The sequence below is a fragment of the Stenotrophomonas sp. FR012 genome, from assembly GCF_047520565.2.
In the GTDB taxonomy this organism is placed as follows: domain Bacteria; phylum Pseudomonadota; class Gammaproteobacteria; order Xanthomonadales; family Xanthomonadaceae; genus Stenotrophomonas; species Stenotrophomonas sepilia.
Map to the genome: position 1 here is coordinate 26494 of NZ_JAXBQL020000017.1, position 25879 is coordinate 52372.

The following is a 25879-nucleotide window of genomic DNA, read 5'->3' on the forward strand; positions in this document are numbered from 1 at the left end:
TGTTGTGGTGTGGGGGAGGCCGGTCGTAGTGGGGCGGCCTCCCCCTTTTTTCGGCTTGGGTCAGGCCTTGCGCAGGAACCAGGTCCGGCGCGTGTACTCGTGACCGAAATCCACCTGCCCGAACCGTGCGATCTCACGCTGGCCACGCCGGTAATAGCGCCACGGTGCTTTGGACAGCGGAGGAGTTTGCCCGTAGAAAACATCCATGTGGCCCACCGGCATCGACTTCGGCGTTACGTGCATGACCACGCTGCGACGCGTTCCGGCAGAGGGATGTGGCGCGCCGCCGTGGAACAGCTGCGGGTGCCAGACGATCACATCGCCAGGCTGCACGTGCACCGACTGCGGCTTCAGGCCAGCGTCTTCGCATTGACGCGCCACCGCATCCTGATAGGCGGTCCAGCCTTCCGGCGACATGGCGCTGATCGGGCCGTCGCCGAAGACAGTGCGTCGCAGCGCCTGCACGTCAATCGGCGGCAACAGGTGGCTGCCCGGAACCACGCGAAGGGGGCCATTGCTTTCATCAACCGCATCCAGTGCGGTCCACACTCCCATGTAGCGCTCGCCCGGAGAGGTGCAGAACACTGGCGTATCGCGATGCAAAGCCTGTTCCGATCCGCGCTCGTAGTAGAGGCTGGTGTAGAGCGTGGTCGGTTCGCCGAGGAAACGATCGCAGACGTCGATGGCCGGGTTGTCAGTGAGCAGGCGGGTCATCGCATCCACCGCCAGGTGCAGGTTGACGACCCGATACATGCGCTTGTGTTCGTCCAGGTTGCGCGACACCGCCTTTGGATTGCGCTGCTTGAAGCGCGCGATGCGCGCGTTGATGTCCTGGACCAGCGCGGGTGCGATGGCCTGGCGCACCACCACGAAACCATCGCGCATCAGCGCATCGTATGCATCCATTGGAGTGTTCCTTCCTAAAACGCTGAGTATAGGCACGAGCGCTGGGACGTCATCCCGCCACCTTGCCCCACACCTTGAAGGTGGTCAGCCACAGGCCAAGCATGCTGCCGATGTTGGTCAGCATGAAGGTCAGCACCACGCGGGTAACGCGATTGCGGTACCAGCCCTTCAGGCTCTGCGCATCGTCGCGCAGCTTCAGGAAGTCCTCGTAGGCTGGCTTGCGCACACGCGCTTCCACCAGTGCCGAGAAGGCGCCGGTCGGGATGCTCAGGCGGAACGGCTTGAACGGGGCTACCGCGATCGCGGTGAGGATGCTCAGCGGGTGACCACCGGCCAGCAGGCAACCCAGGCCGGCCAGGCCGCCGGTATACATTGCCCAGGTTGCCAGCAGCTCGGTGCCTACGCCCAGGCCGCCGCGGTAGAAGCCTACGCCGATGCCGGTCGCCACGATCGCCAGGATGCCCAGCGTGAACCACGGGATGTTGCGCTTCTTCGGCACCGCCTCCAGCTCGGCGCGCAGCGGCGCCGGTGCCTCGGTGTCGGTTTCCAGGTGGCGTGCCAGACCCGCCAGGTGGCCGGCTCCGACCACTGCCAGCACTTCGCGCTGGTGCGGGTCGTGTTCTTCGCGCAGGCGGGTGGCCATGTAGCGGTCGCGCTCGCCGATGATGGTTTCGTACAGCGCCGGGCTCTCGCTGGCGAACTCACCGAAGCTCGATTCCAGCATGTCGCCCTGCTTGAGCTTCTCGATCTCGTTCTCGCCCACTTCCTCGGACGAGAACAGGCCGGCGCCGAGGCCGGCAACCAGCTTCAGCTTGCCGAAGAAGCCCAGCCGTTGCGACGCGCGGCGGAAGGTCAGGCCGACCTCGCGGTCGATCAGGTGCACCGGCAGGTTGCGTTCGCGGGCGAGTTCCACCGCACGTTTCAGCTCGGCGCCGGGCTCGATGTCGAGTTGCTCGGCCAGGCGGCGCTGATAGGCGGACAGAGCGAGGTTGGCGGCGAACAGGGCGACGCGGCCCTTGCGGATCACCTCGACCAGGTCGAGCTTGGCGAGCGTGTCAGGGTCGCTCAGCGCCTGCAGGCGCTGCGGGTCCAGCTCGACGGCAACGGCATCGAAGCGGCCGCTGTCGATGGCTTTTTCAACGGCCTCGACGCTGGCGCGGGAGACGTGGGCGGTGCCCAGCAGGGTGTAGCGCACGCCGTCGCGTTCGACGACGCGCACCGGCTGGCCGGCGAACAGGTCGTCGCCGGTCTCGGGAAGGGTTTCGGTCATGGGTTCATTCATTGGAGGGTGCGGTGTCGGCGCCATCGCCGAGCGCGCGCTGCATCTGTACGGTGTCCAGCCAGCGGCCATGCTTGCGGCCGAGGCCACGGAACACGCCCACCAGCTCGAAGCCGAAGCGTTCGTGCAGCTTGATCGAGGCGGTGTTGGTCGGTTCGCCGATCACCGCCACCATCTGCCGGTAGCCACGTGCCACGCAGGCGTCGATCAAGGCCTGCAGCAGGCCGGTGCCGACACCCTTGCCCTGGAACGCGGCATCGACGTAGACCGAGTTCTCCACGGTCCACTGGTAGGCAATGCGGGTGCGATAGGTGTTGGCATAGGCATAGCCAGCCACCTGGCCGTCGATCTCGGCGACCAGGTAGGGGAAGCCACGATCAATGATGTCGCGCATGCGGCGCAGCATCTCGGTCGCGTCCGGGATGTCGTACTCGTAGGTGTTGACGAAATCGGTCACTTCCACCGCGTAGATGGCGGTGATCGCGTCGATGTCGGCCGGGCCGGCATCACGGATGAGGACGGCCATGCGCGGGCTCCGGCTCAGTCGATGTAGCGCTTGAGCAGGTCGCCGTATGCATCGATGCGGCGATCACGCAGGAACGGCCAGATGCGGCGCACATGCTCGCTGCGCTGCAGGTCGACGTCGCACAGCAGCACGGTGGCCTCGGTGCCGGCCTCGGCCAGGAACTCGCCCTGCGGGCCGAGCACGTGGCTGTTGCCCCAGAACTGGATGCCCGACGCGCCCAGCGGCGACGCCTCGTGGCCGACGCGGTTGCAGCTCAGCACCGGCAGGCCGTTGGCCACGGCGTGGCCACGGTGGCTCAGCACCCAGGCGTCGCGCTGGCGGGTCTTCTCGTCCTGCACGTCGTCCGGGTCCCAGCCGATCGCGGTCGGGTACAGCAGCAGCTCGGCGCCGGCCAGCGCCATCAGGCGCGCCGCTTCCGGGTACCACTGGTCCCAGCACACCAGCACGCCAAGGCGACCCACCGACGTATCGATCGGCTTGAAGCCGATGTCGCCCGGGGTGAAGTAGAACTTCTCGTAGAAGCCCGGGTCGTCCGGGATGTGCATCTTGCGGTACTTGCCGAGCAGGCTGCCGTCCTTCTCGAACACCACGGCGGTGTTGTGGTACAGGCCGGCAGCGCGGCGCTCGAACAGCGAGCCGACCAGCACCACGCCATGCTTCTTCGCCAGTGCGCCCAGGCGCTCGGTGCTCGGGCCCGGAATGGATTCGGCCAGGTCGAATTCGTCCACCGATTCGTGCTGGCAGAAATACGGGCCGTTGTGCAGTTCCTGCAGCAGCACCAGCTTGGCACCCTGCGCAGCCGCCTCGGCCACGCGTGCTTCGATCACCGCCAGGTTGGCGGCGGCATCACCGTGGTTGCGCTCCTGGATCAGGGCGACGGTAAGGGGGCTGCGCGAGTTCATGCGGGCGTTCCTGCGGGGGAAAACCTGCATGTTAGCGCGGATGGGCGGCGACGGCGTGTTGCGCGCTGAATGGGTGATGGTAGTGCCGGCCGCTGGCCGGCATCCCCATCAATCCGTCAGGCATTGCCTGGTTGCCGGCCAGCGGCCGGCACTCCCTTTTCTCAGACCTTCAACAACCCGGCCGGCAGCTGCATGGTGATGCAGTGCAGGCTGCCGTTCTGCCAGATCAGCGAGCGGCAAGGCACCTGCACGATCTCGCGACCCGGATGCGCCTGGGCCAGCACATCACGGGCCAGGTCGTCGGCCGGGTCGCCATAGGCCGGCATCAGCACCGCGCCGTTGACGATCAGGTAGTTGGCGTACGACGCAGCAAGACGGCGGCCTTCGTCGATCACCGGCCGCGCCCACGGCAGCGGGAACAGGCGATACGGCTGGCCGTCCTTGGTGCGCAGCGCGGCCAGCTCGTTGCCCATCGCCTGCAGCTCGGCGTAGTGCGAATCGCTTTCGTCGTCGCAGGCCTGATAGACGATGCTGTCAGCGGAGGCGAAGCGGGCGAGGGTATCGATGTGGGCGTCGGTGTCGTCGCCTTCCAGGTAGCCGTGGTCCAGCCACAGCACGCGGTCCTGCTGCAGCCAGTCGGCCAGGTCGGCGCTCAGGCTGGCGCGGTCGCGGTCCGGGTGGCGTTCGTGCAGGCACTTCCAGGTGGTCAGCAGGGTGCCTTCGCCGTCGGTTTCGATGCCACCGCCTTCCAACGCGAACGGAATGCTGCGCACCGGGGCGTCGTTGAACACGCCAGCCTGGTCGAGCACACCCACCAGCTGGTCATCCAGGGTGGCGTCGAACTTGCCGCCCCAGCCAGTGAAGCGGAAGTCCAGCAGCTGGAAACCGCCGTCGGCGCGGCGCAGGGTGATCGGGCCGGAGTCGCGCAGCCAGGTATCGTCGTAGGCGGCCGTGGTGAAGCGGACCTTGTCCATGTCGATGCGGTTGGAGCGCAGCCGCATTTCGGCATAGGTCTCCACATCGTCGTCGGCCACGCAGATCAGCACCGGCTGGAAGCGGGTGATGGCCGCGACCAGGGCGATGTAGGTCTCTTCCACCTGGCCCAGGCGGTCGGCCCAGTCGGTGTCAGCGGTAGGCCAGGCAATCAGGACGCCGCTCTGGGCTTCCCACTCGGCAGGAAAACGAAGGGTCTGGTTCATGGTCTCGCTACACAGGCCCGCCCAGGGCGGGTAAAGGGATCAACGGATCGGTGGTTTCGGGCCGATTTCGTTCGGGTCCGCCTGGTTGGCCACCACGTCGATCACCTTCTGCTTCTCGAAGTAGACGGTGAACTGCGGGTACACCCAGCGGTTGATGGTCGGCCATTGCCGCTTCTGCCCGCCACGCGGCTGCAGTTGTTCGCTGGGCGCGCCGAACTGCGCCTGCACCTGCTGCATGCTCTGGCCGCGCACGGGCAGCGCACCGGCCGGCTTCTCGCGGGCACGGTCGACAAGCAGGGTATCGGCCAGTGCCGGTGTGGCGGCGGCCAGGGTGGCCATCACGGCCAGGGCGGACAGGTAACGCTTCATCTCGATCTACTCCCCAGTGGTCAAGAAAGGCGATTACAGCAAAAACGGCAGGAAAAAGCCGCATAAACAAAAAACCGCCCGAAGGCGGTTTCTTGCATCGGGTCGGCCCCGCGTAGGGCCAGCCGCAGCCGGACGGCTGTGAGGCTTAGCGCTGACGCGCCTTGAAACGCGGGTTCGACTTGCAGATGACGAAGATCTTGCCACGACGACGCACGACCTTGCAGTCACGGTGACGGGCCTTCGCCGACTTCAGGGAGGACAGGACTTTCATGGCATACCTCGGCGTAAACAGTAGTTGTTCGGGTGGAGCGTGGCCGCGATATGCGAAAGACAATCGGCAGTTGACGCTCGTTCAAGCCCGCCATTCTACCGGGCTTTTCCTCATGGTTTCAAGTGGTTGCACAAAAGATCCCGCTGGGGGCGTCTGGCAGGGGCTAGAATGGCCTCTTCACACGCTCTGGGACCCCCATGAATCCACTCGCTCCCGTCCTGACCATCGACGGCCCATCCGGGGCCGGCAAGGGTACCATCAGCCGCATCATCGCGCGCAGGATGGGCTGGCATTACCTGGATTCGGGCGCGCTGTACCGGGCGGTGGGCGTGGCCGCAAGCTGGGCCGACATCGACACCTCCGACGCCTCCGCGCTGGTGCGCTGCACCTTTGACACCCACGTTCAGTTTGTCGAGCAGGGCGATGCGATGCGGGTCATGGTCAACGGCACCGATGCCACCGACGAGCTGCGCCTGGAGACCACCGGGGCGCTGGCCTCGGCCATTGCCGCCATCCCGGAGGTCCGGGCCGCCCTGAAGGAGCGCCAGCGCGCATTCAGGGAACTGCCAGGCCTGGTCGCCGACGGCCGCGACATGGGCACGGTGATCTTTCCGGACGCCCCCTACAAGGTCTTCCTGACCGCCAGTGCCGAGGAGCGCGCCGAGCGCCGGCATAAGCAGTTGAAAGACAAGGGGGTTTCTGTTAACTTTGATGACCTCCTGCGCGAGATCATGGCCCGCGACGCCCGTGATGCTCAGCGTACCGTGGCGCCCCTGAAGCCGGCAGACGATGCTGTCCTCATCGACACCACAGGCATCGGCATCGATGATGTCGTTGCCCGAGTGATGGATCTGCTTCCGGTTCCGGCTGCCTGATCCGTTCGCGCGGGAGCACTGCCAGCAGCATCGGCGGTGGTCGCGCATAGCAGTGCTGTACCCGCTCCGTCGCGCAATGATGCGTGGCGGTTTTCCTACTACACACGACCTGCGTTTCCGGGGTCGACCAACAGGCGGGCGGTCGCCATTCCCCTGAAGGGGACGCCACCGACCCATGTGTCCAACAGAGTAAATCTAATGACCGAATCATTTGCCGAACTGTTTGAAGCCAGCCAGGCCAACCTGGCCAAGCTGAAGCCGGGCGCCATCGTCAGCGGTACCGTTGTTGAAGTCCGCGGCGACGTCGTGGTGATCAACGCTGGCCTGAAGTCCGAAGGCATCGTGCCGATCGAACAGTTCCGTAACGACGCTGGCGAAATCGACGTCGCCGAAGGCGATATCGTCAAGGTCGCCCTCGACTCGATCGAGAACGGCTTCGGCGAAACCGTCCTGTCGCGCGAGAAGGCCAAGCGCGCGATGGTGTGGGACGAGCTGGAAGAAGCGTTGGAAAAGAACGAAACCATCACCGGCCGCATCAGCGGCAAGGTCAAGGGTGGTTTCACCGTGGACATCAAGGATGTCCGCGCCTTCCTGCCGGGTTCCCTGGTCGATGTGCGCCCGGTGCGCGATCCGGCCTACCTGGAAGGCAAGGAACTCGAGTTCAAGCTCATCAAGCTGGACCGCAAGCGTAACAACGTCGTGGTCTCGCGCCGCGCTGTCGTCGAAAGCGAGCACTCGGAAGAGCGCGAGCAGCTGATGGACAAGCTGCAGGAAGGCGCGATCTTGAAGGGTGTCGTCAAGAACCTGACCGATTACGGCGCGTTCGTGGACCTGGGCGGTATCGACGGCCTGCTGCACATCACCGACATGGCGTGGAAGCGCGTGCGTCACCCGTCGGAAGTCGTGAACGTCGGCGACGAGCTGGACGTCCGCGTGCTGAAGTTCGACCGCGAGCGCAACCGCGTTTCGCTGGGCCTGAAGCAGCTGGGCGAGGATCCGTGGGACAACATCGGCCGTCGTTACCCGGCCAACAGCCGCGTCTTCGGCAAGGTCTCCAACGTCACCGATTACGGTGCGTTCGTTGAGATCGAGCCGGGCGTCGAAGGCCTGGTGCACGTCTCCGAGATGGATTGGACCAACAAGAACGTCAACCCGTCCAAGGTTGTCCAGGTGGGTGATGAAGTCGAAGTGATGGTGCTGGACGTCGATGAAGAGCGTCGCCGCATCTCGCTGGGCATGAAGCAGGTTGCCGCCAATCCGTGGGAAACCTTCGCTGCCACCCACAAGAAGGGTGACAAGGTGTCGGGCCAGATCAAGTCGATCACCGACTTCGGCATCTTCATCGGCCTGGACGGCGGCATCGACGGCCTGGTCCACCTGTCCGACATCAGCTGGAACACCACCGGCGAAGACGTCGTTCGCAACTTCAAGAAGGGCGATACCCTGGACGCCGTCGTCCTGGCCGTCGATCCGGAGCGCGAGCGCATCTCCCTGGGCGTGAAGCAGCTGGAGCAGGATCCGTTCGGCCAGTACATGGCTGCCAATCCGAAGGGTTCCAAGGTCGAAGGCGTGGTGAAGGAAGTCGACGCCAAGGGCGCGATCATCGAGCTGGCTGACGGCATCGAAGGTTACGTCTCGGCCCGCGACATCGCCAACGAGCGCGTTGACGACGCCACCCAGCACCTGAAGGTCGGCGACAAGGTCGAAGCCAAGTTCGTGGGCATGGACCGCAAGGGCCGTACCCTGCAGCTGTCGATCAAGGCCAAGGACGACGCTGAAATGCGCGAAGTGCTGGAGGAATACCAGTCCTCTTCGGCTTCCAGCGGCACCACCCAGCTGGGCGCGCTGCTGCGTGCACAGCTGAACGGCAACAAGTCCGAGTAATCGGCCTTAGGCTGTTCGTTGTTTCCTGGACGGCCCGGGCATTGCCCGGGCCGTTTCAGGCTGAGATGCCCCTGATGTGAGCCGGTAATGACCAAATCCGAACTGATCGAAATCCTTGCGCGCCGCCAGGCGCACCTGAAGGCCGATGATGTCGATCTGGCGGTGAAGTCGTTGCTGGAAATGATGGGCGGATCGCTGTCCGCCGGGGATCGCATCGAAATCCGTGGATTTGGCAGCTTCTCGCTGCACTATCGTCCGCCGCGCCTGGGTCGCAACCCGAAGACCGGCGAATCGGTTGCCCTGCCGGGCAAGCATGTCCCCCATTTCAAGCCGGGCAAGGAACTGCGCGAGCGGGTCAGCAGTGTGCTGCCGCTGGACGCCGATCCGGCCTGAGCCTGCCGTCGCGCCACCGCGTGCGAATCCAGCCGCGAGTCGGATAAGCTACGGACTCCTGCCACTGGAGCTGTCGCATGAAGGTTTTTCGTCTGCTGGTCCTGCTGGCGGTACTCATTCTTGGGTTGATCATCGGTGCCATGAACATGGACGAGATGACTATCAACCTTGTTTTCACCCAACTGAAGACCTCGGTCGGCGTGGCAATCATTGCCGCATTGCTGATCGGCGTCATCGTCGGTGCTGGCCTGGTGCTGGTGAGCGTGGTCATTCCGCTCTACGGCCAGCTGCGTCGCGCCAACAAGTCCGCTGCCGCTTCGCCGGCACCGGTTGCTTCCCCCCAATCTTTTGATGGACGTTGATCGAAGATGGATTTCGTCACCGAGTGGTTCTGGTTCTTCCTGTTCGTACCGCTGGCCGCACTGGCCGGGTGGGTGATCGGGCGGCGTGGTGGCCAACGCCACGGTGACAGCCAGGTCAGCCGCCTGTCGAGCACCTATTTCCGTGGCCTGAACTACCTGCTCAACGAGCAGCCGGACAAGGCCATCGAGCTGTTCCTGCACATCGCCGAGCTGGACAAGGAAACCTTCGAGACCCAGGTCGCGCTGGGTCATCTGTTCCGCCGTCGTGGCGAAGTCGACCGCGCCATCCGCCTGCACCAGGGCCTGGTCAATCGCCATGACCTGAGTGACGCACAGCGCGTGCAGGCCCTGCTGGCCCTGGGCGAGGACTACATGAAGTCCGGCCTGCTGGATCGTGCCGAGACCGTGTTCACCGAGCTGGCCCAGCTGGATCAGCGCGCACCGCAGGCGCTCAAGCACCTGATCGGCATCTACCAGGCCGAGCGCGATTGGGAAAAGGCCATCGACAACGCCACCCGGTTCGAGGATGTCACCGGCGAGCCGATGGGCAAGCTGATCGGGCAGTTCGAGTGCGAACTGGCCGAGCGATTCCGTGGCGCCGGCAAGCTGGAAGAGGCGAGGGCAGCGATCGCCCGCGCCTACCAGGCCGATGCGATGTCGGTGCGCGCCGGCATCATCGAGGGCCGGTTGGAAACCGACGCGGGCAATCCTGAGGCCGCCGTGCGCGCCTTCGAGCGCGCCGCGCGCAACGACCCCGAATACCTGCCGGAACTGCTGCCGGCGCTGATGCAGAACTATCGCAAGGTGGGCGATCTGGCAGGTGCGCGCGCGTTCCTGTCGGAGATGACAGAGCATTACCGAGGCATTGCCCCGGTGCTTGCGCTGACCCGGTTGATGGAAGAGCAGGAAGGCGTGGCCCCGGCGCGTGCCTACCTCGGCCGCCAGCTGAAGGATCGCCCGTCGGTGCGTGGCGAGTCCGCGCTGATCGACCTCACCCTGGCCGAGGGCGCCGATTCCACAGCCACCCTGCATGACCTCAAGCACATCACTGACCAGTTGCTGGTGCGCAACCCGGCCTATCGCTGCACCCGCTGCGGCTTCGGGGCGCGTACCCACCACTGGCAGTGTCCGAGCTGCAAGGAGTGGGGGACGGTCAAGCCGCTGCTGAACTACGCGGTGCTCTGATCCATGCCCTGGCTTGTGATGGGCGCGCTGCTGGCGCTCGCCCTGCTGAGTGCGGTGCTGACCTGGGCGGCACGCGGCTATGCGCTGCGCCAGCAGTTGATGGACCAGCCCGGCGAACGCCGCAGCCATAGCGTCGCTACACCGCGCGGTGGCGGCATCGCCATCGTCATCAGCCTGCTGGTGACTGCAGCCGTGGCCATCTGGGCCTGGCCCGAGAGCACGCCGACAGTACTGGTGGCCAGCCTTGGGCTGGTGCTGGTGGCCGGTATCGGCTGGTGGGACGACCACAAGCCCCTGCCAGCGATGCGTCGCCTGCTGGTGCATTTCATCGCCGCGACGCTGCTGGCCGGCCTGGTGAAGGTGAATGGCGGCAGCTGGCTGTTGGCGGCGCTGGTGCTGCTGTTCACCGCCTCACTGATCAACATCTGGAATTTCATGGACGGCATCAACGGCATTGCCGCCAGCCAGGCCGTCGTGGCGATGCTGGGGCTGGCGCCGGTGCTGCCGTGGCCGTACTCGCTGGCTGCCGTGGCCCTGGGCCTGGCCTGCCTTGGATTCCTGCCGTTCAACTTTCCTCGGGCCCGGATCTTCATGGGCGATGTCGGTAGTGGAGCGCTGGGGTATGCGGTCGCAGCGGTGCTGGCACTCGCCAGCGTGCGTACCGATATCAACTGGATCCTGCTGCTGGTCCCGGTTTCGCCGTTCCTCGTGGACGCGGGCTTCACACTGCTGGCGCGCATCATTTCAGGACAACGCTGGATGGAACCCCACACCCAGCACGTCTACCAGCGCGCGGTGCAGGCAGGAGCCAGTCACCCCCAGGTGACAGGGATGTACTTTGCTTTGGGCCTGTTCAGTATTACAGTGTTCAATGTCTGCTCCAATTTGCAGCCGAGGTGGGAGGCTGCCGTGGCGATCGCGTGGTTCACCGCGCTGAGCGTCCTCTGGCTCCTCCTGCGCAATGGAATGCGCTACCGACAAGGAAATACCTGACTTATGGCTTCACCCTGGCGGGACAGAATCCTCGGCCTGATGCCGCGTTCGGCCATCGTCTGCCACGACCTTTTCATGGTCTGGGCATGCTGGCAGTTGCTCCATGCAGGGCGTTACTCGATCCTGCCCAACGCTCCGGCGCTGCCCCTGTGGAACGTCGATACCACCCTGGTCCTGCTGCTGCAGGGCCTGGTGTTCTGGCGCGTGGGCCTGTATCGCGGGCTGTGGCGGTTCGCCAGCGTCAGCGACCTGCTGAACATCTTCAAGGCCAGCTTCATCGGCATGGTCGCCATCGTCCTGGTGCTGATGTGGAAGCGCTTCGACGGCGTGCCGATGTCGGTGCTGGTGATCTACCCGTTCGCGCTGTCGGCCCTGCTGGGCGCACCGCGCCTGCTGTACCGGGCCTGGAAGGACTATCAGGCCCTGCAGTCCGATTCCAGCGCCCGCCGCGTGCTGATCCTTGGCGCCGGCCAGGCGGCGGAAACACTGGTGCGCGACCTGCGTCGTTCCGGCAACTTCGAGCCGGTCGGCCTGCTCGACGATGCACCGCACCTGCGGGGTGCCAAGCTGCAGGGCCTGCCGATCCTCGGCACCCTGGATGACGCCCCGACAGTGGTCCGCGAGACCGCTGCCAAGCTGCTGGTCATTGCCATGCCGTCACTGGACGCCGCAGGCATGCAGCGCGTTGTCGCGATCTGCGAAAGCACCGGCGTTCCGTTCCGTACCGTGCCCAAGCTCAGCGACATCCTGCAGGGCCAGTCGCTGCCGGGCCAGCTGAAGGAAGTGGCGATCGAGGATCTGCTGGGCCGCAAGCCGATCATGCCGGACTGGAACCTGATCCGCGGCTGGTTGGGTGGGCGCACTGTGATGGTCACCGGCGCCGGTGGTTCGATCGGCTCGGAGCTTTGTCGCCAGTGCGCGCGGCACGGTGCAGGTCGCATCATCCTGCTGGAGATCAGCGAGCTGCTGCTGCTGACCATCGAGGGCGAGCTGCGGCGCAGCTTCCCCGATGTCGAGATCGAGGCGGTGCTGGGCGACTGCGGTGACCCGGCGGTGATTCGCCATGCGTTGTCGCTGCACCCGGTCGATACCGCTTTCCATGCGGCCGCCTACAAGCACGTGCCGGTGCTGGAGCGCCAGCTGCGCGAAGCGGTGCGCAACAACATCCTGGCGACCGAAAACGTCGCCCGCGCGTGCCTGGAAGCCCGCGTGGAGCATTTCGTGTTCATTTCCACGGACAAGGCGGTCGACCCGGTCAATGCGCTGGGTGCGAGCAAGCGCTACGCCGAGATGATCTGCCAGAGCCTGGACCAGAAGTCCACGCACACCCGTTTCGTCACGGTGCGTTTCGGCAACGTGCTGGCGTCGGCCGGCAGCGTGGTGCCGCTGTTCCGCGAGCAGATCCTGCGCGGTGGTCCGGTCACGGTCACCGACCCGGAAGTCAGCCGTTACTTCATGACCATCCCCGAGGCCTGCCAGCTGATCCTGCAGGCGGCCGCGTCGGCGTCGCATGGTGCGATCTACACTCTGGACATGGGCGAGCCGGTGCCGATCCGCGTGCTGGCCGAACAGATGATCCGTTTGACCGGCAAGCAGCCGTACAAGGACATCCAGATCATCTATACCGGCCTGCGCCCGGGCGAGAAGCTGCACGAGACGCTGTTCTATTCGGACGAAGACTACCGTTCGACCGCGCACCCGAAGATTCTCGAGGCCGGCGTGCGTACGTTCTCGCGCGACCTGGTGCTGGGCAACGTTCCGCGCCTGCGTGAGGCGATTGCCAGCTACGACACTGCCAGCATCCAGGAAATCCTGTTTGCGACGATGCCGGAATTCTCGCCAATCGAACAGGATGCTTACATTTCATCCGCTAAAGTCGTGCCCTTTCCGGCACGTGAGGCGAACAGGCACCAATGAGCAAGCGAATTCGCAAGGCAGTTTTCCCGGTGGCAGGACTGGGAACGCGTTTTTTGCCAGCAACCAAGACTGTGCCGAAGGAGATGCTGCCGATCATTGATCGGCCGCTGATCCAGTACGCCGTTGATGAAGCCATCGAAGCCGGCTGCGACACGCTGGTGTTCATCACCAACCGCTACAAGCACGCGGTTGCCGATTATTTCGACAAGGCCTACGAGCTGGAGCAGAAGCTCGAGCGCGCCGGCAAGCAGGAGCAGCTGGAGCTGATCCGGCATGTGCTGCCCAACGGCGTGCGCGCGATCTTCGTGACCCAGGCCGAGGCGCTGGGCCTGGGGCACGCAGTGCTGTGTGCCAAGGCTGTGATCGGTGACGAGCCGTTCGCGGTGCTGCTGCCCGACGATCTGATCTGGAATCGCGGTGCCGGTGCGCTGAAGCAGATGGCCGACCTCAATGAGGCCAGCGGTGCCAGCGTGATCGCGGTCGAAGACGTGCCGCACGAAAAGACCGCCAGCTACGGCATCGTCGCCACTGAGGCGTTCGATGGCCGCAAGGGCCGCATTTCGCAGATCGTCGAGAAGCCGAAGCCGGAGGACGCGCCGAGTGACCTGGCGGTGGTCGGCCGCTACGTGCTGAGCCCGAAGATCTTCGAACTGCTGGAACAGACCCAGACCGGTGCCGGCGGCGAGATCCAGCTGACCGATGCGATTGCCGAGCTGCTGAAGACCGAAGAAGTCGATGCCTATCGTTTCGAGGGTACCCGCTTCGACTGCGGTACGCACCTGGGTCTGGTGGAGGCGACGATCCGCTTCGCGCTGGACAACCCGAAGCTGGCCGGCCCGGCGCGGGAGAAGCTTGCGGCGATGCTGGCGGAATAAGGGTTCTATCAAGCGCTCCGTCAGCGCCTTCCTGCCAAAGTGGGGGAGGCGCGGGCAGTCCGCTGCAGGACACGCCGTAAACCCATCCCTGGGGGCTCGATGGCGCCATCCATGGCGCCAACGGTCCTGCAGCGGACTGCCCGCGCCTCTCGACAGTTTCCTGCGGGCGCGGACGGGAAGGGCGGAATCAAAGGCAGAAGCAAAGCAAAAAAGGCAGCCAATGGCTGCCTTTTTTGCTTGTTGGGGTCAGATCCCCGTGCGCAGCAAAGGGCTCTGACCCCGGCTCTTGCCTTGCCTTTGCTCACCCTTCCGCCGAGCGCAATGCCGGGTGGCGCGGGTGGGTGAGGCTGACCGGGACTGTCAGCGGCATGGATGCCGCTGCCACGCCCCCAGGGACGGGTTTACGGCGTGTCCCGGGCAGCCTCACCCACCCGGGCCCCACAGCCAACCAACAATCAGCCGGCAACGCTTTGAACCTTACAGCGCCTCGAAAATACCCGCCGCACCCATGCCGGTGCCGATGCACATCGTCACCATGCCGTACTTCTGCTGGCGACGACGCAGGCCGTGCAGCAGGGTCGCGGTACGGATCGCGCCGGTCGCGCCCAGCGGATGGCCCAGGGCGATCGCGCCGCCCAGCGGGTTGACCTTGCTCGGGTCCAGGCCGCAATCGCGGATCACTGCCAGCGACTGCGCGGCGAAGGCTTCGTTCAGTTCAATCCAGTCCAGCTGGTCCTGGGTCAGGCCGGCCTGCTTCAGGGCCTTCGGGATCGCGGCGATCGGGCCGATGCCCATCACTTCCGGGCGCACGCCGGCCACCGAGAAGCTGACGAAACGGGCCAGCGGGGTCAGGCCGTAGTCCTTGATCGCCTGCTCCGAGGCCAGCAGCACGGCACCGGCGCCATCGCTCATCTGCGACGAGTTGCCGGCGGTGACGGTGCCGCCGAACTGGCCGTTGCGGAACACCGGGCGCAGCTTGGCCAGGCCTTCAGCGGAGGAGTCCGGGCGCGGGCCCTCGTCGGTGTCGGCGATCTTGTTGCGGGTGATGATGCGCTGGCCGTCGGCCAGGTCCGGCAGGTGCGAGACGATCTCGTACGGGCTGATTTCGTCCTTGAACTCGCCGTTCTGGATCGCGGCCATGGCCTTCTGGTGCGAGGCCAGGGCGAACGCGTCCTGGTCTTCGCGCGAGACCTTCCACTCTTCGGCCACCTTCTCGGCGGTGATGCCCATGCCGTAGGCGATGGCGACGTGGTCGTTGTCGAACACGCTCGGTGCCATGGCGATCTTGTTGCCCATCATCGGCACCATCGACATCGACTCGGTACCGCCGGCCAGCATCAGGTCGGCGTTGCCCAGGCGGATCGCATCGGCGGCCTGCGCCACGGCCTGCAGGCCGGAGGAGCAGAAGCGGTTCACGGTCTGCGCGGCGATGGTGTTCGGCAGGCCGGCCAGCAGCACGCCGATGCGCGCCACGTTCATGCCCTGCTCGGCTTCCGGCATGGCGCAGCCGATGATGGCGTCATCGATGCGGTTGACGTCCACGCCCGGGGCCTGGGCGACGACGCTGCGCAGCACGTGCGCAAGCATGTCGTCGGGGCGGGTGTTGCGGAACATGCCCTTGGGCGCCTTGCCCACCGGGGTACGGGTGGCGGCGACGATGTAGGCGTCCTGGATTTGCTTGGTCATTGCAATGATCTCTTGAATAGGGGTTGGAAGAGGTTGCCGGCCAGCGGCCGGCACTACCGATGCCTTCCGTCAGTTCCGCAGCGGCTTGCCGGTCTTCAGCATGTGCGCGATGCGGGCCTGGGTCTTTTCCTGCTGGGCCAGTTCGACGAAGTGCTTGCGCTCCAGGGTCAGCAGCCACTCTTCGTCGACCAGGGTGCCGCGGTCGACCTTGCCGCCGCACAGCACGGTGGCGATGCGCTCGGCGATCTCGTAGTCGTACGGGCTGATGAAGCGGCCTTCCAGCATGTTGACCAGCATCATCTTGAAGGTGGCGATACCCACGTCACCGGCCACCTGGATGCGGCGTGCCGGCAGCGGCGGACGGTAGCCCGCTTCGGCCAGGGCGCGAGCTTCGGCCTTGGCGATGTGCAGCGCTTCGTAGCTGTTGAACACCACCTTGTCGGTGCTGCGCAGCAGGCCCAGTTCCTTGGCGTTGACCGCCGAGTTGGACACCTTGGCCATCGCTACGGTCTCGAAGGTCTTCTTCAGTTCGGCGAATACATCACCGCCCGGGCCCGCAGCCTGCGAGGCGCGCACCGCCAGTTCCTTCAGGCCGCCACCGGCCGGCAGCAGGCCGACACCGGCTTCGACCAGGCCGATGTAGCTTTCCAGGAAGGCCACGGTCTTGGCGCTGTGCATCTGGAACTCGCAGCCACCACCCAAGGCCAGGCCGCGCACGGCGGCCACCACCGGCACCAGCGAGTACTTGATGCGCTGGCTGGTGCGCTGGAAGTTGGCGACCATCTCTTCGAACTGGTCGACCTTGCCGGCCTGCAGCAGGCCCAGTGCACCGGCCAGGTCGGCACCGGCAGAGAAGGGCTCCTTCTGCTGCCAGATCACCAGGCCCTGGAAGTCCTTCTCGGCGCGGCTGACGCATTCCTGCAGGCCATCCAGCACCTGGTCGGACACGGTGTTCATCTTGGTCTTGAAGCTGACCACGGCAATGCCATCACCGTCGTGCCACATGCGCAGGCCGTCGTTCTCGAACACGGTCTCGCCCGGCGCGAACTTCTCGCCCAACAGCGGGTCCGGGAAGCGCTGGCGCTGGTACACCGGCAGCGACGAACGCGGCAGCTTGGCGTTGCGCGACGGGCTGTAGCTGCCCTCGGCGGCGTGCACGCCATCGCGGCCATCGAACACCCAGTCCGGCAGCGGTGCGTTGCTCATGCTCTTGCCGGCCACGATGTCATCGGCGATCCACTGCGCGACCTGCTTCCAGCCGGCGGCCTGCCAGGTTTCGAACGGGCCCAGCGACCAGCCGTAGCCCCAGCGGATGGCCAGGTCGACGTCGCGCGCGGTCTCGGCGATGTCGGCCAGGTGGTAGGCGCTGTAGTGGAACAGGTCACGGAAAGTCGCCCACAGGAACTGCGCCTGCGGGTGCTGGCTCTCGCGCAGCTTGGCGAACTTCTCGGCCGGGTTCCTGATCTTCAGGATCTCGACCACTTCCGGGGCGGCGGTGCGGTCGGCCGGGCGGTAGTCCTGCTTCTCCAGGTCCAGCACGACGATGTCCTTGCCGACCTTGCGGAAGATGCCGGCGCCGGTCTTCTGGCCCAGTGCGCCCTTGGAAATCAGCGCGTCCAGCCACTTCGGCGACTTGAAGAACTCATGCCACGGGTCGTTCGGCAGGGTGTCGCCCATGGTCTTGATGACGTGGGCCATGGTGTCCAGGCCGACCACGTCGGAGGTGCGGTAGGTGGCCGACTTCGGGCGGCCGACCAGCGGGCCGGTCAGGCCGTCCACTTCGTCGAAGCCCAGGCCGAACTGCTGGGTGTGGTGGATGGTGGACAGAATCGAGAACACGCCGATGCGGTTGCCGATGAAGTTCGGGGTGTCCTTGGCGTACACCACGCCCTTGCCCAGGGTGGTGACCAGGAAAGCTTCCAGGCCTTCCAGCACGGCGTCGTCGGTGGTGGTGGCCGGGATCAGCTCGGCCAGGTGCATGTAGCGCGGCGGGTTGAAGAAGTGCACGCCGCAGAAGCGGTGACGCAGCTGCTCGGGCAGCACGTCGGCCAGCTTGTTGATGCCCAGGCCCGAGGTGTTGGAGGCCAGCACCGCGTGGTCGGCCACGAACGGGGCGATCTTCTTGTACAGGTCCTGCTTCCAGTCCATGCGCTCGGCGATGGCCTCGATGATCAGGTCGCAGTCCTTCAGCTGCTCCAGGCCGGACTCGTAGTTGGCCGGGGTGATGGCTTCGGCCAGCGACTTGCTGGCCAGCGGCGCCGGGCTCAGCTTGCCCAGGTTGGCGATCGCCTTCAGCACGATGCCGTCGGCCGGACCTTCCTTCGCAGGCAGGTCGAACAGCACGGTGTCGACGCCAGCGTTGGTGAGGTGGGCGGCGATCTGGGCACCCATGACGCCGGCACCCAGCACGGCGGCGCGGCGGACTAGCAGGGAATTGGACATGGTGTAGGGCCTTTGTTGGTCAGCAGTTACTGGGTGGAATCAAACGGAAGCGGGCAGGGCGCTGGCGCGTGCGGCGGCGCGGAACCCGGCTTCGGCGAAATGGATCAGTTCGTGGGCGGCATGGGCACGATGCGCCGCTTCGGTGACACCGGCGGGACGCTTGATCAGCCCGAAATCGGCCATGGCATAGGTGAGCGAGCCGGCCAGGAAGTCCAGGCGCCAGTACAGCTCCTCCTTGCTCAGGTCCGGCACGCATTCGCCGATGGCCTTGCCGAACGCACGCAGCACGTGGCCGTAGTGGTCGGACAGGAACTTGCGCAGGTTGTCGTTCTTCTCGGCGTAGGCGCGGGCGATCACGCGCACGAAGGCGCCGCCGTTCTGGCGGTCCTGGGCCAGCGCCAGCGCTGGCTCGACGAAGGCGGCCAGCACCGGGCGCAGTTCGCCCGGGTGCTCGGCGCGGGCACGTTCGAGCTGTGACAGGCGGGCGCCGGTCATCTCGTCCATGCGGCGGCGGAACACCTCGTTGACCAGGTTTTCCTTGGAGCCGAAGTGGTAGTTGACCGCAGCGATGTTGACATCGGCCTGGCTGGTCACCTGGCGCAGCGAGGTGCCGGCGAAGCCGTGCTGGGCGAACAGCTCCTCGGCCGCGCCGAGGATCCGGTCCTTGGTCGAGAAGTGGGCGGGTTTGGCCATCGGCGGGCGGACCTTAATCAAACGATTGTTTGATACTAGGACCAGACGGTGGCGTATGGCATTTTGCAGTGCAGCAAAGTTGCCCGGGCCGTTCAGATTTCACTCAGGTGGGTGAATGCGATGGGGTGGGGTCGGATCCCCGAATGGGGCTCCGACCCCAACGGTGGGCCCCGGAATGGGTCAGAGCCCCTGCGGGAATCCGACCCTTGGCCGCGACGGGGTTGCCGGCCGGCGGCCGGCACTACCATGCCGCGGCTTTATCTTTTACAATTCGCCTACGTTTATCAGGCTAAGCCCGCGTCCCGACGCGGGTTTTTTTCATGTTACCCTTCGGGCCATCAGCGGCCCGATTCCATTGGAGACATCCCATGGCGCTGGAGCGCACCCTTTCGATCATCAAGCCGGACGCCGTTGCCAAGAACGTCATCGGCGAAATCTACGCCCGCTTCGAGAAGGCCGGCCTGAAGGTCGTGGCCGCCAAGTACAAGCAGCTGTCCCGTCGTGAAGCCGAAGGCTTCTACGCCGTGCACCGCGAGCGTCCGTTCTTCAACGCGCTGGTCGAGTTCATGATCTCCGGCCCGGTGATGATCCAGGCCCTGGAAGGCGAGAACGCCGTCCTGGCCCACCGCGACCTGCTGGGCGCCACCAACCCGAAGGAAGCCGCGCCGGGCACCATCCGCGCCGACTTCGCCGAATCCATCGATGCCAACGCCGCCCACGGCTCGGACTCGGTCGAGAATGCCGCGATTGAGATCGCCTACTTCTTCGCCGCCACCGAAGTCGTCTCGCGCTGAGAGTAATGCCGTGAACGAGGTCGTACAGTCCCCCGCCATCCAGCCGCTGCCGAAGTCGGCACCCACGGCTGGCAAGCAGAACCTGCTCGACCTCGATCGCGCGGGCCTGGAGAAGTTTTTCGTCGAGGTCCTCGGCGAAAAGAAGTTCCGTGCCCATCAGGTGATGAAGTGGATCCACCATCGCTACGTCACCGATTTCGATGAAATGACCGACCTCGGCAAGGTCCTGCGCGCCAAGCTGCAGGCCCATGCCGAGGTGCTGGTTCCCAACATCGTGTTCGACAAGCCCTCCGCCGACGGCACCCACAAGTGGCTGCTGGCGATGGGCGTGGATGGCAAGAACGCCATCGAGACCGTGTACATCCCGGACAAGACCCGCGGCACGCTGTGCGTGTCCTCGCAGGTCGGTTGCGGCCTGAACTGCACGTTCTGCTCCACCGCCACCCAGGGCTTCAACCGCAACCTGACCACCGCCGAGATCATCGGCCAGGTGTGGGTTGCCGCACGCCACCTGGGCAACGTGCCGCACCAGATGCGCCGCCTCACCAACGTGGTGATGATGGGCATGGGTGAGCCGCTGATGAATTTCGACAACGTCGTGCGCGCCATGAGTGTGATGCGCGACGACCTGGGCTACGGCCTGGCCAACAAGCGCGTGACCCTGTCGACCTCTGGCCTGGTGCCGCAGATCGACCGCCTGTCTGCCGAAAGCGACGTGTCGCTGGCGGTGTCGCTGCATGCGCCGAACGACGCGCTGCGCGAGACGCTGGTGCCGCTCAACAAGAAGTACCCGATCGCCGAGCTGATGGCCTCGTGTGCACGCTACCTGCGCGCCAACAAGCGCCGCGAGTCGGTCACCTTTGAATACACCCTGATGAAGGGCATCAACGACAAGCCCGAGCATGCCCGCGAGCTGGCCCGCCTGATGCGCCAGTTCGACAACGCGGTGCAGGCCAAGGATTCGGGCAAGGTCAACCTGATCCCGTTCAACCCGTTCCCGGGCACCCGCTACGAGCGTTCGGAAGAAGCGCACATCCGCGCCTTCCAGAAGATCCTGCTCGACAGCAACGTGCTGACCATGGTCCGCCGCACCCGTGGCGACGACATCGATGCCGCCTGTGGCCAGCTCAAGGGCCAGGTAATGGACCGCACCCGCCGCCAGGCGGAGTTCAACAAGACGCTGCAGGCGGGGAAGGGGAGCGATGCCGCGGCCTGACCGCCTCTGGCTGGTTCTGTTCGCAGGCATGCTGGCCGTTGCGGTCGGCGGCTGCAAATCCCATCCCAAGGCCAAGCTCGGGCCTAGCCAGGCGCCGGTCTATTCGGTGGCTGACCCGGAAAGCGTGCGGCGCGAAGTGCGCTGGCGCGACCTGTTGACCCTGGCGACCCGCGACATGCAGGTCGGCAATCTCGACGCCGCCGAGCGCAAGGTGCGCGAAGCGCTGAAGCTGGCGCCGGAGGCGCCCGATGCGCTGGTGCTGCAGGCTGGCATCGATGACCGTCGTGGCCGCACCCGCCAGGCGGGCGAGAATTTCCGCAAGGCCGCCGAGCTGGCGCCGCAGCGCGGAGACGTGCTCAACAACTACGGTGCCTGGTTGTGCCAGCAGGGCCAGCCGGCCGAATCGCTGGTCTGGTTCGACCGGGCGCTGCAGGCGCCGGGCTATGCCACCCCGGGCGAAGCGCAGGCCAATGCCGGCAGTTGCGCACTGGACGCTGGGCAGCTCGAACGTGCCGAGCGCGACCTGCGCGCGGCACTCGTCGCGGCGCCGGCCAACCCGGTTGCGCTGGAGTCGATGGCCCAGCTGAGCTTCCGCCAAGGCCGCTATATGGAGGCCCGGGCGTTCGCCGAACGTAGGATTGCGGCTGCACCCGCAACGCGTTCCGTGTTACAACTTGCGTCTCAAATCGAAGCGAGGCTGGGCGATCGGGCGGCATCTGATCGCTATCTGCAGCGGATTCGACAGGAATTTCCGCAGGATGCGGGCTCCTAACTCCAGGGTTGATGCATTGTGATTGATGACCAGACTGTGAGCGCTCTCGAGACTGCGGCCGGCTGCGGCACCCGCCTGCGCCAGGCCCGTGAAGCGGCCGGACTGACCCTCGAAGATGTCGGCTCGCGCCTGCGCATGCCGGTCCAGGTGGTCAAGTCCCTGGAAGAGGAACAATGGCAGAAGCTGGGGGCGCCGGTGTTCGTGCGCGGCCAGCTGCGCAGCTATGCGCGCCTGCTCGACGTGGACGTGGGCGAGCTGCTGGAACAGGCCCAGGTCGGCCCGGTGGTTCCGCCCACCCTGGTCAGCCATACCCATACCCCGCGTGCGCGCCGCATTGCCGAGAACCTCGGCCGGCGCGCGCTGTATGTGGGCATCACCGCCGTGCTGGCGGTGCCGGTGTGGTTCGCCACCCGTGGCCACTTCGACGGCAGCGCGACCCCGTCGCCGAGCACCGCCTCGCTGGACGTGATCCCGGCCGCCGTGCCGGTCACGCCGTCCGCAGCCGGTAGCGAGACGGCCGCCCCGGCCGAAGCGGCCATGGCCCCGGCCAGCAAGCCGGCGGCCACCCCTTACGTCGCCTCGCTGGCCCCGGTGCCGCGCCCGGCGCCGGCCCCGGCTGCCGGCAATGCGCTGGAAATGCAGTTCAGCGGCGACAGCTGGGTCGACATCGGCGGCCCGGACGGCAGCACCGTCGAGAAGGCACTGATCAAGTCCGGCGAGACCCGCAGCTTCACGCCGGGCCAGGTGACCCGGGTGACCCTGGGCAACGCCTCGGCGGTCCAGGTTCAGCAGAACGGCGCTATCGTCGATCTGACCCCCTACCAGCGAGCCAACGTGGCACGCTTTCAGGTATCCTCTGAAGGCTCCGTAGTCCCGGTTTCGCACTGAGGCGCGGTTTCACCACCTTCGATTAAACCCAATGGTCCCTCCCGACGGGCGGGGCGAGAGTACGCATGGCGATCGACGATCTGCTCGACGAGCACGAACAAAGTGAACGCGTCCGCAGCTGGCTGCGGAAGAATGGCGCCAGCATCCTCGGTGGCGTAGTCATCGCCATCGGTGCCATTGCTGGCTGGCAGTGGTACCAGAAGGAGCAGGGCAGCAAGCTGGCCTCGGCCAATGTCGAGTACCAGAAGGCCCTGCAGGGCCTGCAGCAGAACAAGCTCGACGACGCCGCCAAGGCGGTCAAGGCGCTCGAAGCCGGTCCGTCCAGCATCTACGGCGACCTCGCGGCGCTGCAGCTGGCCAAGGCCCAGGTCGACGCCGGCAAGAACGAAGAGGCACTGGCCACCCTGCGCAACGTGAAGGTCGAAGGCGACCTGCAGCGCGTGGTCGACCAGCGTGTGGCCCGCCTGCTGGTGGCCACCGGCAAGAGCGACGAGGCCATCAAGCTGCTGGGCAGCGCCACCGACAGCAGCAGCCTGGAAATCCATGGCGATGCGCTGATGGCGCAGGGCAAGCGTGACGACGCCCGCGTACAGTACGAGAAGGCGCTGAAGACGCTGGACGTGGCAGCGCCGCAGCGGCGCCTGCTGGAAACCAAGGTTATGGACGCCGGCGGCACCGTTGCCGCCCCTGCGGAGTCGGTTTGATGAGTCAGAAGGTCATGATCACCCGCGTCGCCACCGTGCTCCTGATGGGCATGGCCCTGACCGGCTGCGGCACCATGAAGGGCTGGTTCGCTGGCAAGGACGCGGCGGCGAAGAAGGCACAGGAACCGGCTGAGCTGGTCAAGTTCGAGCCGACCGTGAAGGTCAGCAAGATCTGGTCGGTCAACCTCGGCAAGGGCGAGCGTCGCATCGGTGTGCGCCAGGGCCCGGCGGTGGCCAACGGCCACGTGTTCGCTGCGGCGATCACCGGTGGCGTGCACGCCATCGACCTGCAGACCGGCAAGAAGGTCTGGACCTGGGAGCCGAAGAAGGAAAAGAAGAAGGCCAAGCTGCGCCTGTCCGGCGGCCCGGGTGTCGGTGAGAACCTGGTCGTGATCGGCACGCTGGATGGCCAGGTCATCGCGCTGGACATCAACGACGGCAGCGAGAAGTGGCGCGCCCGTGTTCCGGGTGAAGTCATCGCCGCGCCGGCCGTTGCCCAGGGCATGGTCTACGTGCGCAGCAACGACGGTCGTGTGACCGCCTTCGATGTCGGCAACGGCACCCAGAAGTGGTTCAACCCCAGCGAGCTGCCGGCGCTGACCGTGCGCGGCAACGCGCCGGTGGTGACCGGCCCGGGCGTGTTGTTCATCGGCAAGGACGAGGGCGCGGTTGCGGCCCTGGCCCAGCAGGATGGCCGCACGCTGTGGGAACAGAACCTCGGCAACGGCGAAGGCCGCACCGAGCTGGAGCGCATGGCGGACGTCGACGGCGCACCGGTGCTCGATGGCAACACCCTGTACGTGAGCAGCTTCAAGAACCAGACCATGGCCATCGAAGGCCCGACCGGTCGCCCGCTGTGGGCGCGCGACCATGGCGGCGCAGGTGGCGTGGCGGTGTCGTCGGGCAATGTGTTCGTGACCGACAACAAGGGCGGCGTGTTCGGCCTGGACAAGGCCAGCGGCGCAGCCATGTGGTCGCAGACGGCACTGGCCCGTCGCTCCCTGACCGGCCCGGCACTGCACGGCGACTACGTCGTGGTCGGTGACTACAAGGGATACGTGCACTGGTTGCAGGCCTCCGATGGTGCGATGGCGGCACGGGCAAAAAGTGGCGGCGACGCCCTGCTGGCCCAGCCGGTCGTCGTCGACGGGGTGCTGCTGGTGCAGAACGTGGATGGCAAGCTGACCGCCTTCCGGTTGGCAAACTAAAAAATTGGAGTAATCGCGATGCTGCCTCTGGTCGCCCTGGTTGGACGGCCGAATGTCGGCAAGTCGACTATTTTCAATGCGCTTACGCGCACCCGTGACGCGCTGGTCCATGACCAGCCCGGCGTCACCCGCGACCGCAACTACGGTGTCTGCCGCCTCGACGAGGACAACCATTTCCTCGTCGTGGATACCGGTGGTATCGCCGGGGAAGACGAAGGCCTGGCCGGCGCCACCACGCGCCAGGCCCGTGCGGCCGCGGCCGAAGCCGACCTGATCCTGTTCGTCGTCGATGCCCGCGAGGGCACCTCGGCGCTGGACGACGAGATCCTGGCCTGGCTGCGCAAGCTGTCGCGCCCGACGCTGCTGCTGATCAACAAGATCGACGGCACCGACGAGGACAGCGTGCGTTCCGAGTTCGCCCGTTATGGCTTCGGCGAGATGCTGACCGTCTCGGCCGCGCATCGACAGGGCCTGGACGACCTGCTGGACGAAGTGATCCAGCGCCTGCCGGAAGAAGGCAGCGGCGAAGAGCTGGACAACGACCCGAACCGCATCCGCATCGCCTTTGTCGGCCGCCCGAACGTGGGCAAGTCGACCCTGGTCAATCGCATCCTCGGCGAGGAGCGCATGATCGCCTCCGACGTGCCGGGTACCACCCGCGACTCGATCGCGGTGGACCTGGAGCGCGACGGCCGTGAGTACCGCCTGATCGACACCGCCGGCCTGCGCCGTCGTTCGCGCGTGGATGAGGTCGTCGAGAAGTTCTCGGTGGTCAAGACCATGCAGTCGATCGAGCAGTGCCAGGTGGCCGTGCTGATGCTCGACGCCACCGAAGGCGTGACCGACCAGGACGCCACCGTGCTCGGTGCCGTGCTCGACGCCGGCCGCGCGCTGGTGATCGCCATCAACAAATGGGATGGCCTGACCGAGTACCAGCGCGAGCAGGCCGAAACCATGCTGTCGCTGAAGCTGGGCTTCGTGCCGTGGGCCGAGTCCGTGCGCATCTCGGCCAAGCATGGCTCGGGCCTGCGTGAGCTGTTCCGTGCGGTGCATCGTGCGCACGAATCGGCGAACAAGACCTTCACCACCAGCGAAGTGAACAAGGCGCTGGAAGTGGCCTACGAGACCAATCCGCCGCCGACCATCCGCGGCCATGTCTCCAAGCTGCGTTACGTGCACCCGGCCGGTTCCAACCCGCCGACCTTCATCGTGCACGGCACGCGCCTGAAGGAGCTGCAGGAGTCGTACAAGCGCTACCTGGAGAACTTCTTCCGCAAGCGCTTCAAGCTGATCGGCACGCCGGTGAGCTTCATCTTCCGCGAGGGTACCAACCCGTACGAGGGCAAGAAGAACGTCCTCACCGAGCGGCAGGTCAAGGCCAAGCGGCGCTTGATGAAGCACGTCAAGGGCAAGTGATTCACGAAAAAGGCGGCCGCAGGGCCGCCTTTTTTGTTCGCGCCCCTACCGGTAGTGCCGGCCGCTGGCCGGCAACCTCGGGTCGTCCGATGCGTTCATGGCCATGCCGGCCAGCGGCCGGCAC

The 25879-nt window shown here is 65.9% G+C and carries 25 protein-coding genes; 15 read left to right on the plus strand and 10 right to left on the minus strand.

What is annotated here, in order from left to right:
- Window positions 1–60: 60 nt before the first annotated feature.
- From ACM0O9_RS18565 to ykgO, 7 genes are all read right to left on the minus strand, one after another.
- Complete coding sequence (locus ACM0O9_RS18565) at window positions 61–906, minus strand: phytanoyl-CoA dioxygenase family protein (protein WP_414604109.1); 846 nt, start codon at window positions 904–906, stop codon at window positions 61–63.
- A 49-nt stretch (window positions 907–955) separates the two neighbouring features.
- The gene (locus ACM0O9_RS18570; RefSeq protein WP_088496762.1) at window positions 956–2176 is read right to left on the minus strand and encodes a TraB/GumN family protein; all 1221 of its coding nucleotides are present in this window, start codon (window positions 2174–2176) and stop codon (window positions 956–958) included.
- Between the two features lie 4 nt (window positions 2177–2180).
- The gene (locus ACM0O9_RS18575) at window positions 2181–2711 is read right to left on the minus strand and encodes a GNAT family N-acetyltransferase (protein ID WP_005416225.1); all 531 of its coding nucleotides are present in this window, start codon (window positions 2709–2711) and stop codon (window positions 2181–2183) included.
- Window positions 2712–2725: 14 nt separating this feature from the next.
- Window positions 2726–3613 (minus strand): carbon-nitrogen hydrolase, encoded by an 888-nt coding sequence (locus ACM0O9_RS18580; protein ID WP_005416226.1) that lies wholly within the window; start codon window positions 3611–3613, stop codon window positions 2726–2728.
- 161 nt (window positions 3614–3774) lie between these two features.
- A complete protein-coding gene (locus tag ACM0O9_RS18585; RefSeq protein WP_414604110.1) occupies window positions 3775–4812 on the minus strand; it encodes an agmatine deiminase family protein in 1038 nt (345 codons plus the stop codon).
- Window positions 4813–4851: 39 nt separating this feature from the next.
- The gene (locus ACM0O9_RS18590; protein WP_227837998.1) at window positions 4852–5151 is read right to left on the minus strand and encodes a hypothetical protein; all 300 of its coding nucleotides are present in this window, start codon (window positions 5149–5151) and stop codon (window positions 4852–4854) included.
- Between the two features lie 175 nt (window positions 5152–5326).
- Window positions 5327–5452 carry a type B 50S ribosomal protein L36 gene (gene ykgO, locus ACM0O9_RS18595; RefSeq protein WP_005409283.1) on the minus strand — a complete coding sequence of 42 codons (126 nt, stop codon included), beginning with the start codon at window positions 5450–5452 and terminating at the stop codon, window positions 5327–5329.
- Window positions 5453–5649: 197 nt separating this feature from the next.
- Between ykgO and cmk the strand changes: the two genes are divergently transcribed.
- From cmk to galU, 8 genes are all read left to right on the plus strand, one after another.
- The gene (gene cmk, locus ACM0O9_RS18600) at window positions 5650–6327 is read left to right on the plus strand and encodes a (d)CMP kinase (RefSeq protein WP_049411481.1); all 678 of its coding nucleotides are present in this window, start codon (window positions 5650–5652) and stop codon (window positions 6325–6327) included.
- A gap of 198 nt (window positions 6328–6525) precedes the next feature.
- Window positions 6526–8211, plus strand: coding sequence for a 30S ribosomal protein S1 (rpsA, locus tag ACM0O9_RS18605; protein WP_005416230.1), 1686 nt, complete (start codon window positions 6526–6528; stop codon window positions 8209–8211).
- Window positions 8212–8298: 87 nt separating this feature from the next.
- Window positions 8299–8604, plus strand: coding sequence for an integration host factor subunit beta (locus ACM0O9_RS18610; RefSeq protein ID WP_005409286.1), 306 nt, complete (start codon window positions 8299–8301; stop codon window positions 8602–8604).
- Window positions 8605–8681: 77 nt separating this feature from the next.
- Entirely contained in the window at window positions 8682–8966 is a 285-nt protein-coding gene (locus tag ACM0O9_RS18615) for a LapA family protein (protein ID WP_061477908.1), read from the plus strand.
- A 6-nt stretch (window positions 8967–8972) separates the two neighbouring features.
- Window positions 8973–10151, plus strand: a complete 1179-nt coding sequence (lapB, locus tag ACM0O9_RS18620) for a lipopolysaccharide assembly protein LapB (protein WP_005416232.1) — start codon at window positions 8973–8975, stop codon at window positions 10149–10151.
- Window positions 10152–10154: 3 nt separating this feature from the next.
- A complete protein-coding gene (locus ACM0O9_RS18625; protein WP_032954119.1) occupies window positions 10155–11144 on the plus strand; it encodes an MraY family glycosyltransferase in 990 nt (329 codons plus the stop codon).
- Window positions 11145–11147: 3 nt separating this feature from the next.
- Window positions 11148–13061 (plus strand): polysaccharide biosynthesis protein, encoded by a 1914-nt coding sequence (locus tag ACM0O9_RS18630; RefSeq protein WP_032954120.1) that lies wholly within the window; start codon window positions 11148–11150, stop codon window positions 13059–13061.
- Complete coding sequence (galU, locus tag ACM0O9_RS18635) at window positions 13058–13936, plus strand: UTP--glucose-1-phosphate uridylyltransferase GalU (protein WP_032954121.1); 879 nt, start codon at window positions 13058–13060, stop codon at window positions 13934–13936. The genes ACM0O9_RS18630 and galU overlap by 4 nt, the downstream gene beginning before the upstream one ends.
- A 477-nt stretch (window positions 13937–14413) precedes the next feature.
- Here galU and ACM0O9_RS18640 read toward each other — a convergent pair whose 3' ends face one another.
- From ACM0O9_RS18640 to ACM0O9_RS18650, 3 genes are all read right to left on the minus strand, one after another.
- Window positions 14414–15622, minus strand: a complete 1209-nt coding sequence (locus ACM0O9_RS18640) for an acetyl-CoA C-acyltransferase (RefSeq protein WP_005409292.1) — start codon at window positions 15620–15622, stop codon at window positions 14414–14416.
- 69 nt (window positions 15623–15691) lie between these two features.
- On the minus strand, window positions 15692–18064 hold the full coding sequence (locus ACM0O9_RS18645) for a 3-hydroxyacyl-CoA dehydrogenase/enoyl-CoA hydratase family protein (RefSeq protein WP_414604111.1): 2373 nt from the start codon (window positions 18062–18064) through the stop codon (window positions 15692–15694).
- Window positions 18065–18103: 39 nt separating this feature from the next.
- Window positions 18104–18757, minus strand: coding sequence for a TetR/AcrR family transcriptional regulator (locus ACM0O9_RS18650; RefSeq protein ID WP_005416238.1), 654 nt, complete (start codon window positions 18755–18757; stop codon window positions 18104–18106).
- A 368-nt stretch (window positions 18758–19125) separates the two neighbouring features.
- On the opposite strand from ACM0O9_RS18650, the gene ndk reads away from it, so the two are divergent.
- The 7 genes from ndk to der all read left to right on the plus strand — a co-directional run bounded on the left by ndk (window position 19126) and on the right by der (window position 25755).
- The gene (ndk, locus tag ACM0O9_RS18655; RefSeq protein WP_005409295.1) at window positions 19126–19551 is read left to right on the plus strand and encodes a nucleoside-diphosphate kinase; all 426 of its coding nucleotides are present in this window, start codon (window positions 19126–19128) and stop codon (window positions 19549–19551) included.
- 10 nt (window positions 19552–19561) lie between these two features.
- A complete protein-coding gene (rlmN, locus tag ACM0O9_RS18660; RefSeq protein WP_005409296.1) occupies window positions 19562–20767 on the plus strand; it encodes a dual-specificity RNA methyltransferase RlmN in 1206 nt (401 codons plus the stop codon).
- Window positions 20754–21539, plus strand: a complete 786-nt coding sequence (gene pilW, locus ACM0O9_RS18665; protein ID WP_065195934.1) for a type IV pilus biogenesis/stability protein PilW — start codon at window positions 20754–20756, stop codon at window positions 21537–21539. The genes rlmN and pilW overlap by 14 nt, the downstream gene beginning before the upstream one ends.
- 18 nt (window positions 21540–21557) lie before the next feature.
- Complete coding sequence (locus ACM0O9_RS18670) at window positions 21558–22427, plus strand: RodZ domain-containing protein (protein ID WP_088496168.1); 870 nt, start codon at window positions 21558–21560, stop codon at window positions 22425–22427.
- A 65-nt stretch (window positions 22428–22492) separates the two neighbouring features.
- Window positions 22493–23131, plus strand: a complete 639-nt coding sequence (locus ACM0O9_RS18675; protein WP_014036903.1) for a YfgM family protein — start codon at window positions 22493–22495, stop codon at window positions 23129–23131.
- Window positions 23131–24339 (plus strand): outer membrane protein assembly factor BamB, encoded by a 1209-nt coding sequence (gene bamB / locus ACM0O9_RS18680; RefSeq protein WP_005416243.1) that lies wholly within the window; start codon window positions 23131–23133, stop codon window positions 24337–24339. The genes ACM0O9_RS18675 and bamB overlap by 1 nt, the downstream gene beginning before the upstream one ends.
- An 18-nt stretch (window positions 24340–24357) precedes the next feature.
- Window positions 24358–25755 (plus strand): ribosome biogenesis GTPase Der, encoded by a 1398-nt coding sequence (gene der, locus ACM0O9_RS18685; protein WP_005413118.1) that lies wholly within the window; start codon window positions 24358–24360, stop codon window positions 25753–25755.
- The last annotated feature ends 124 nt before the right edge of the window (window positions 25756–25879 follow it).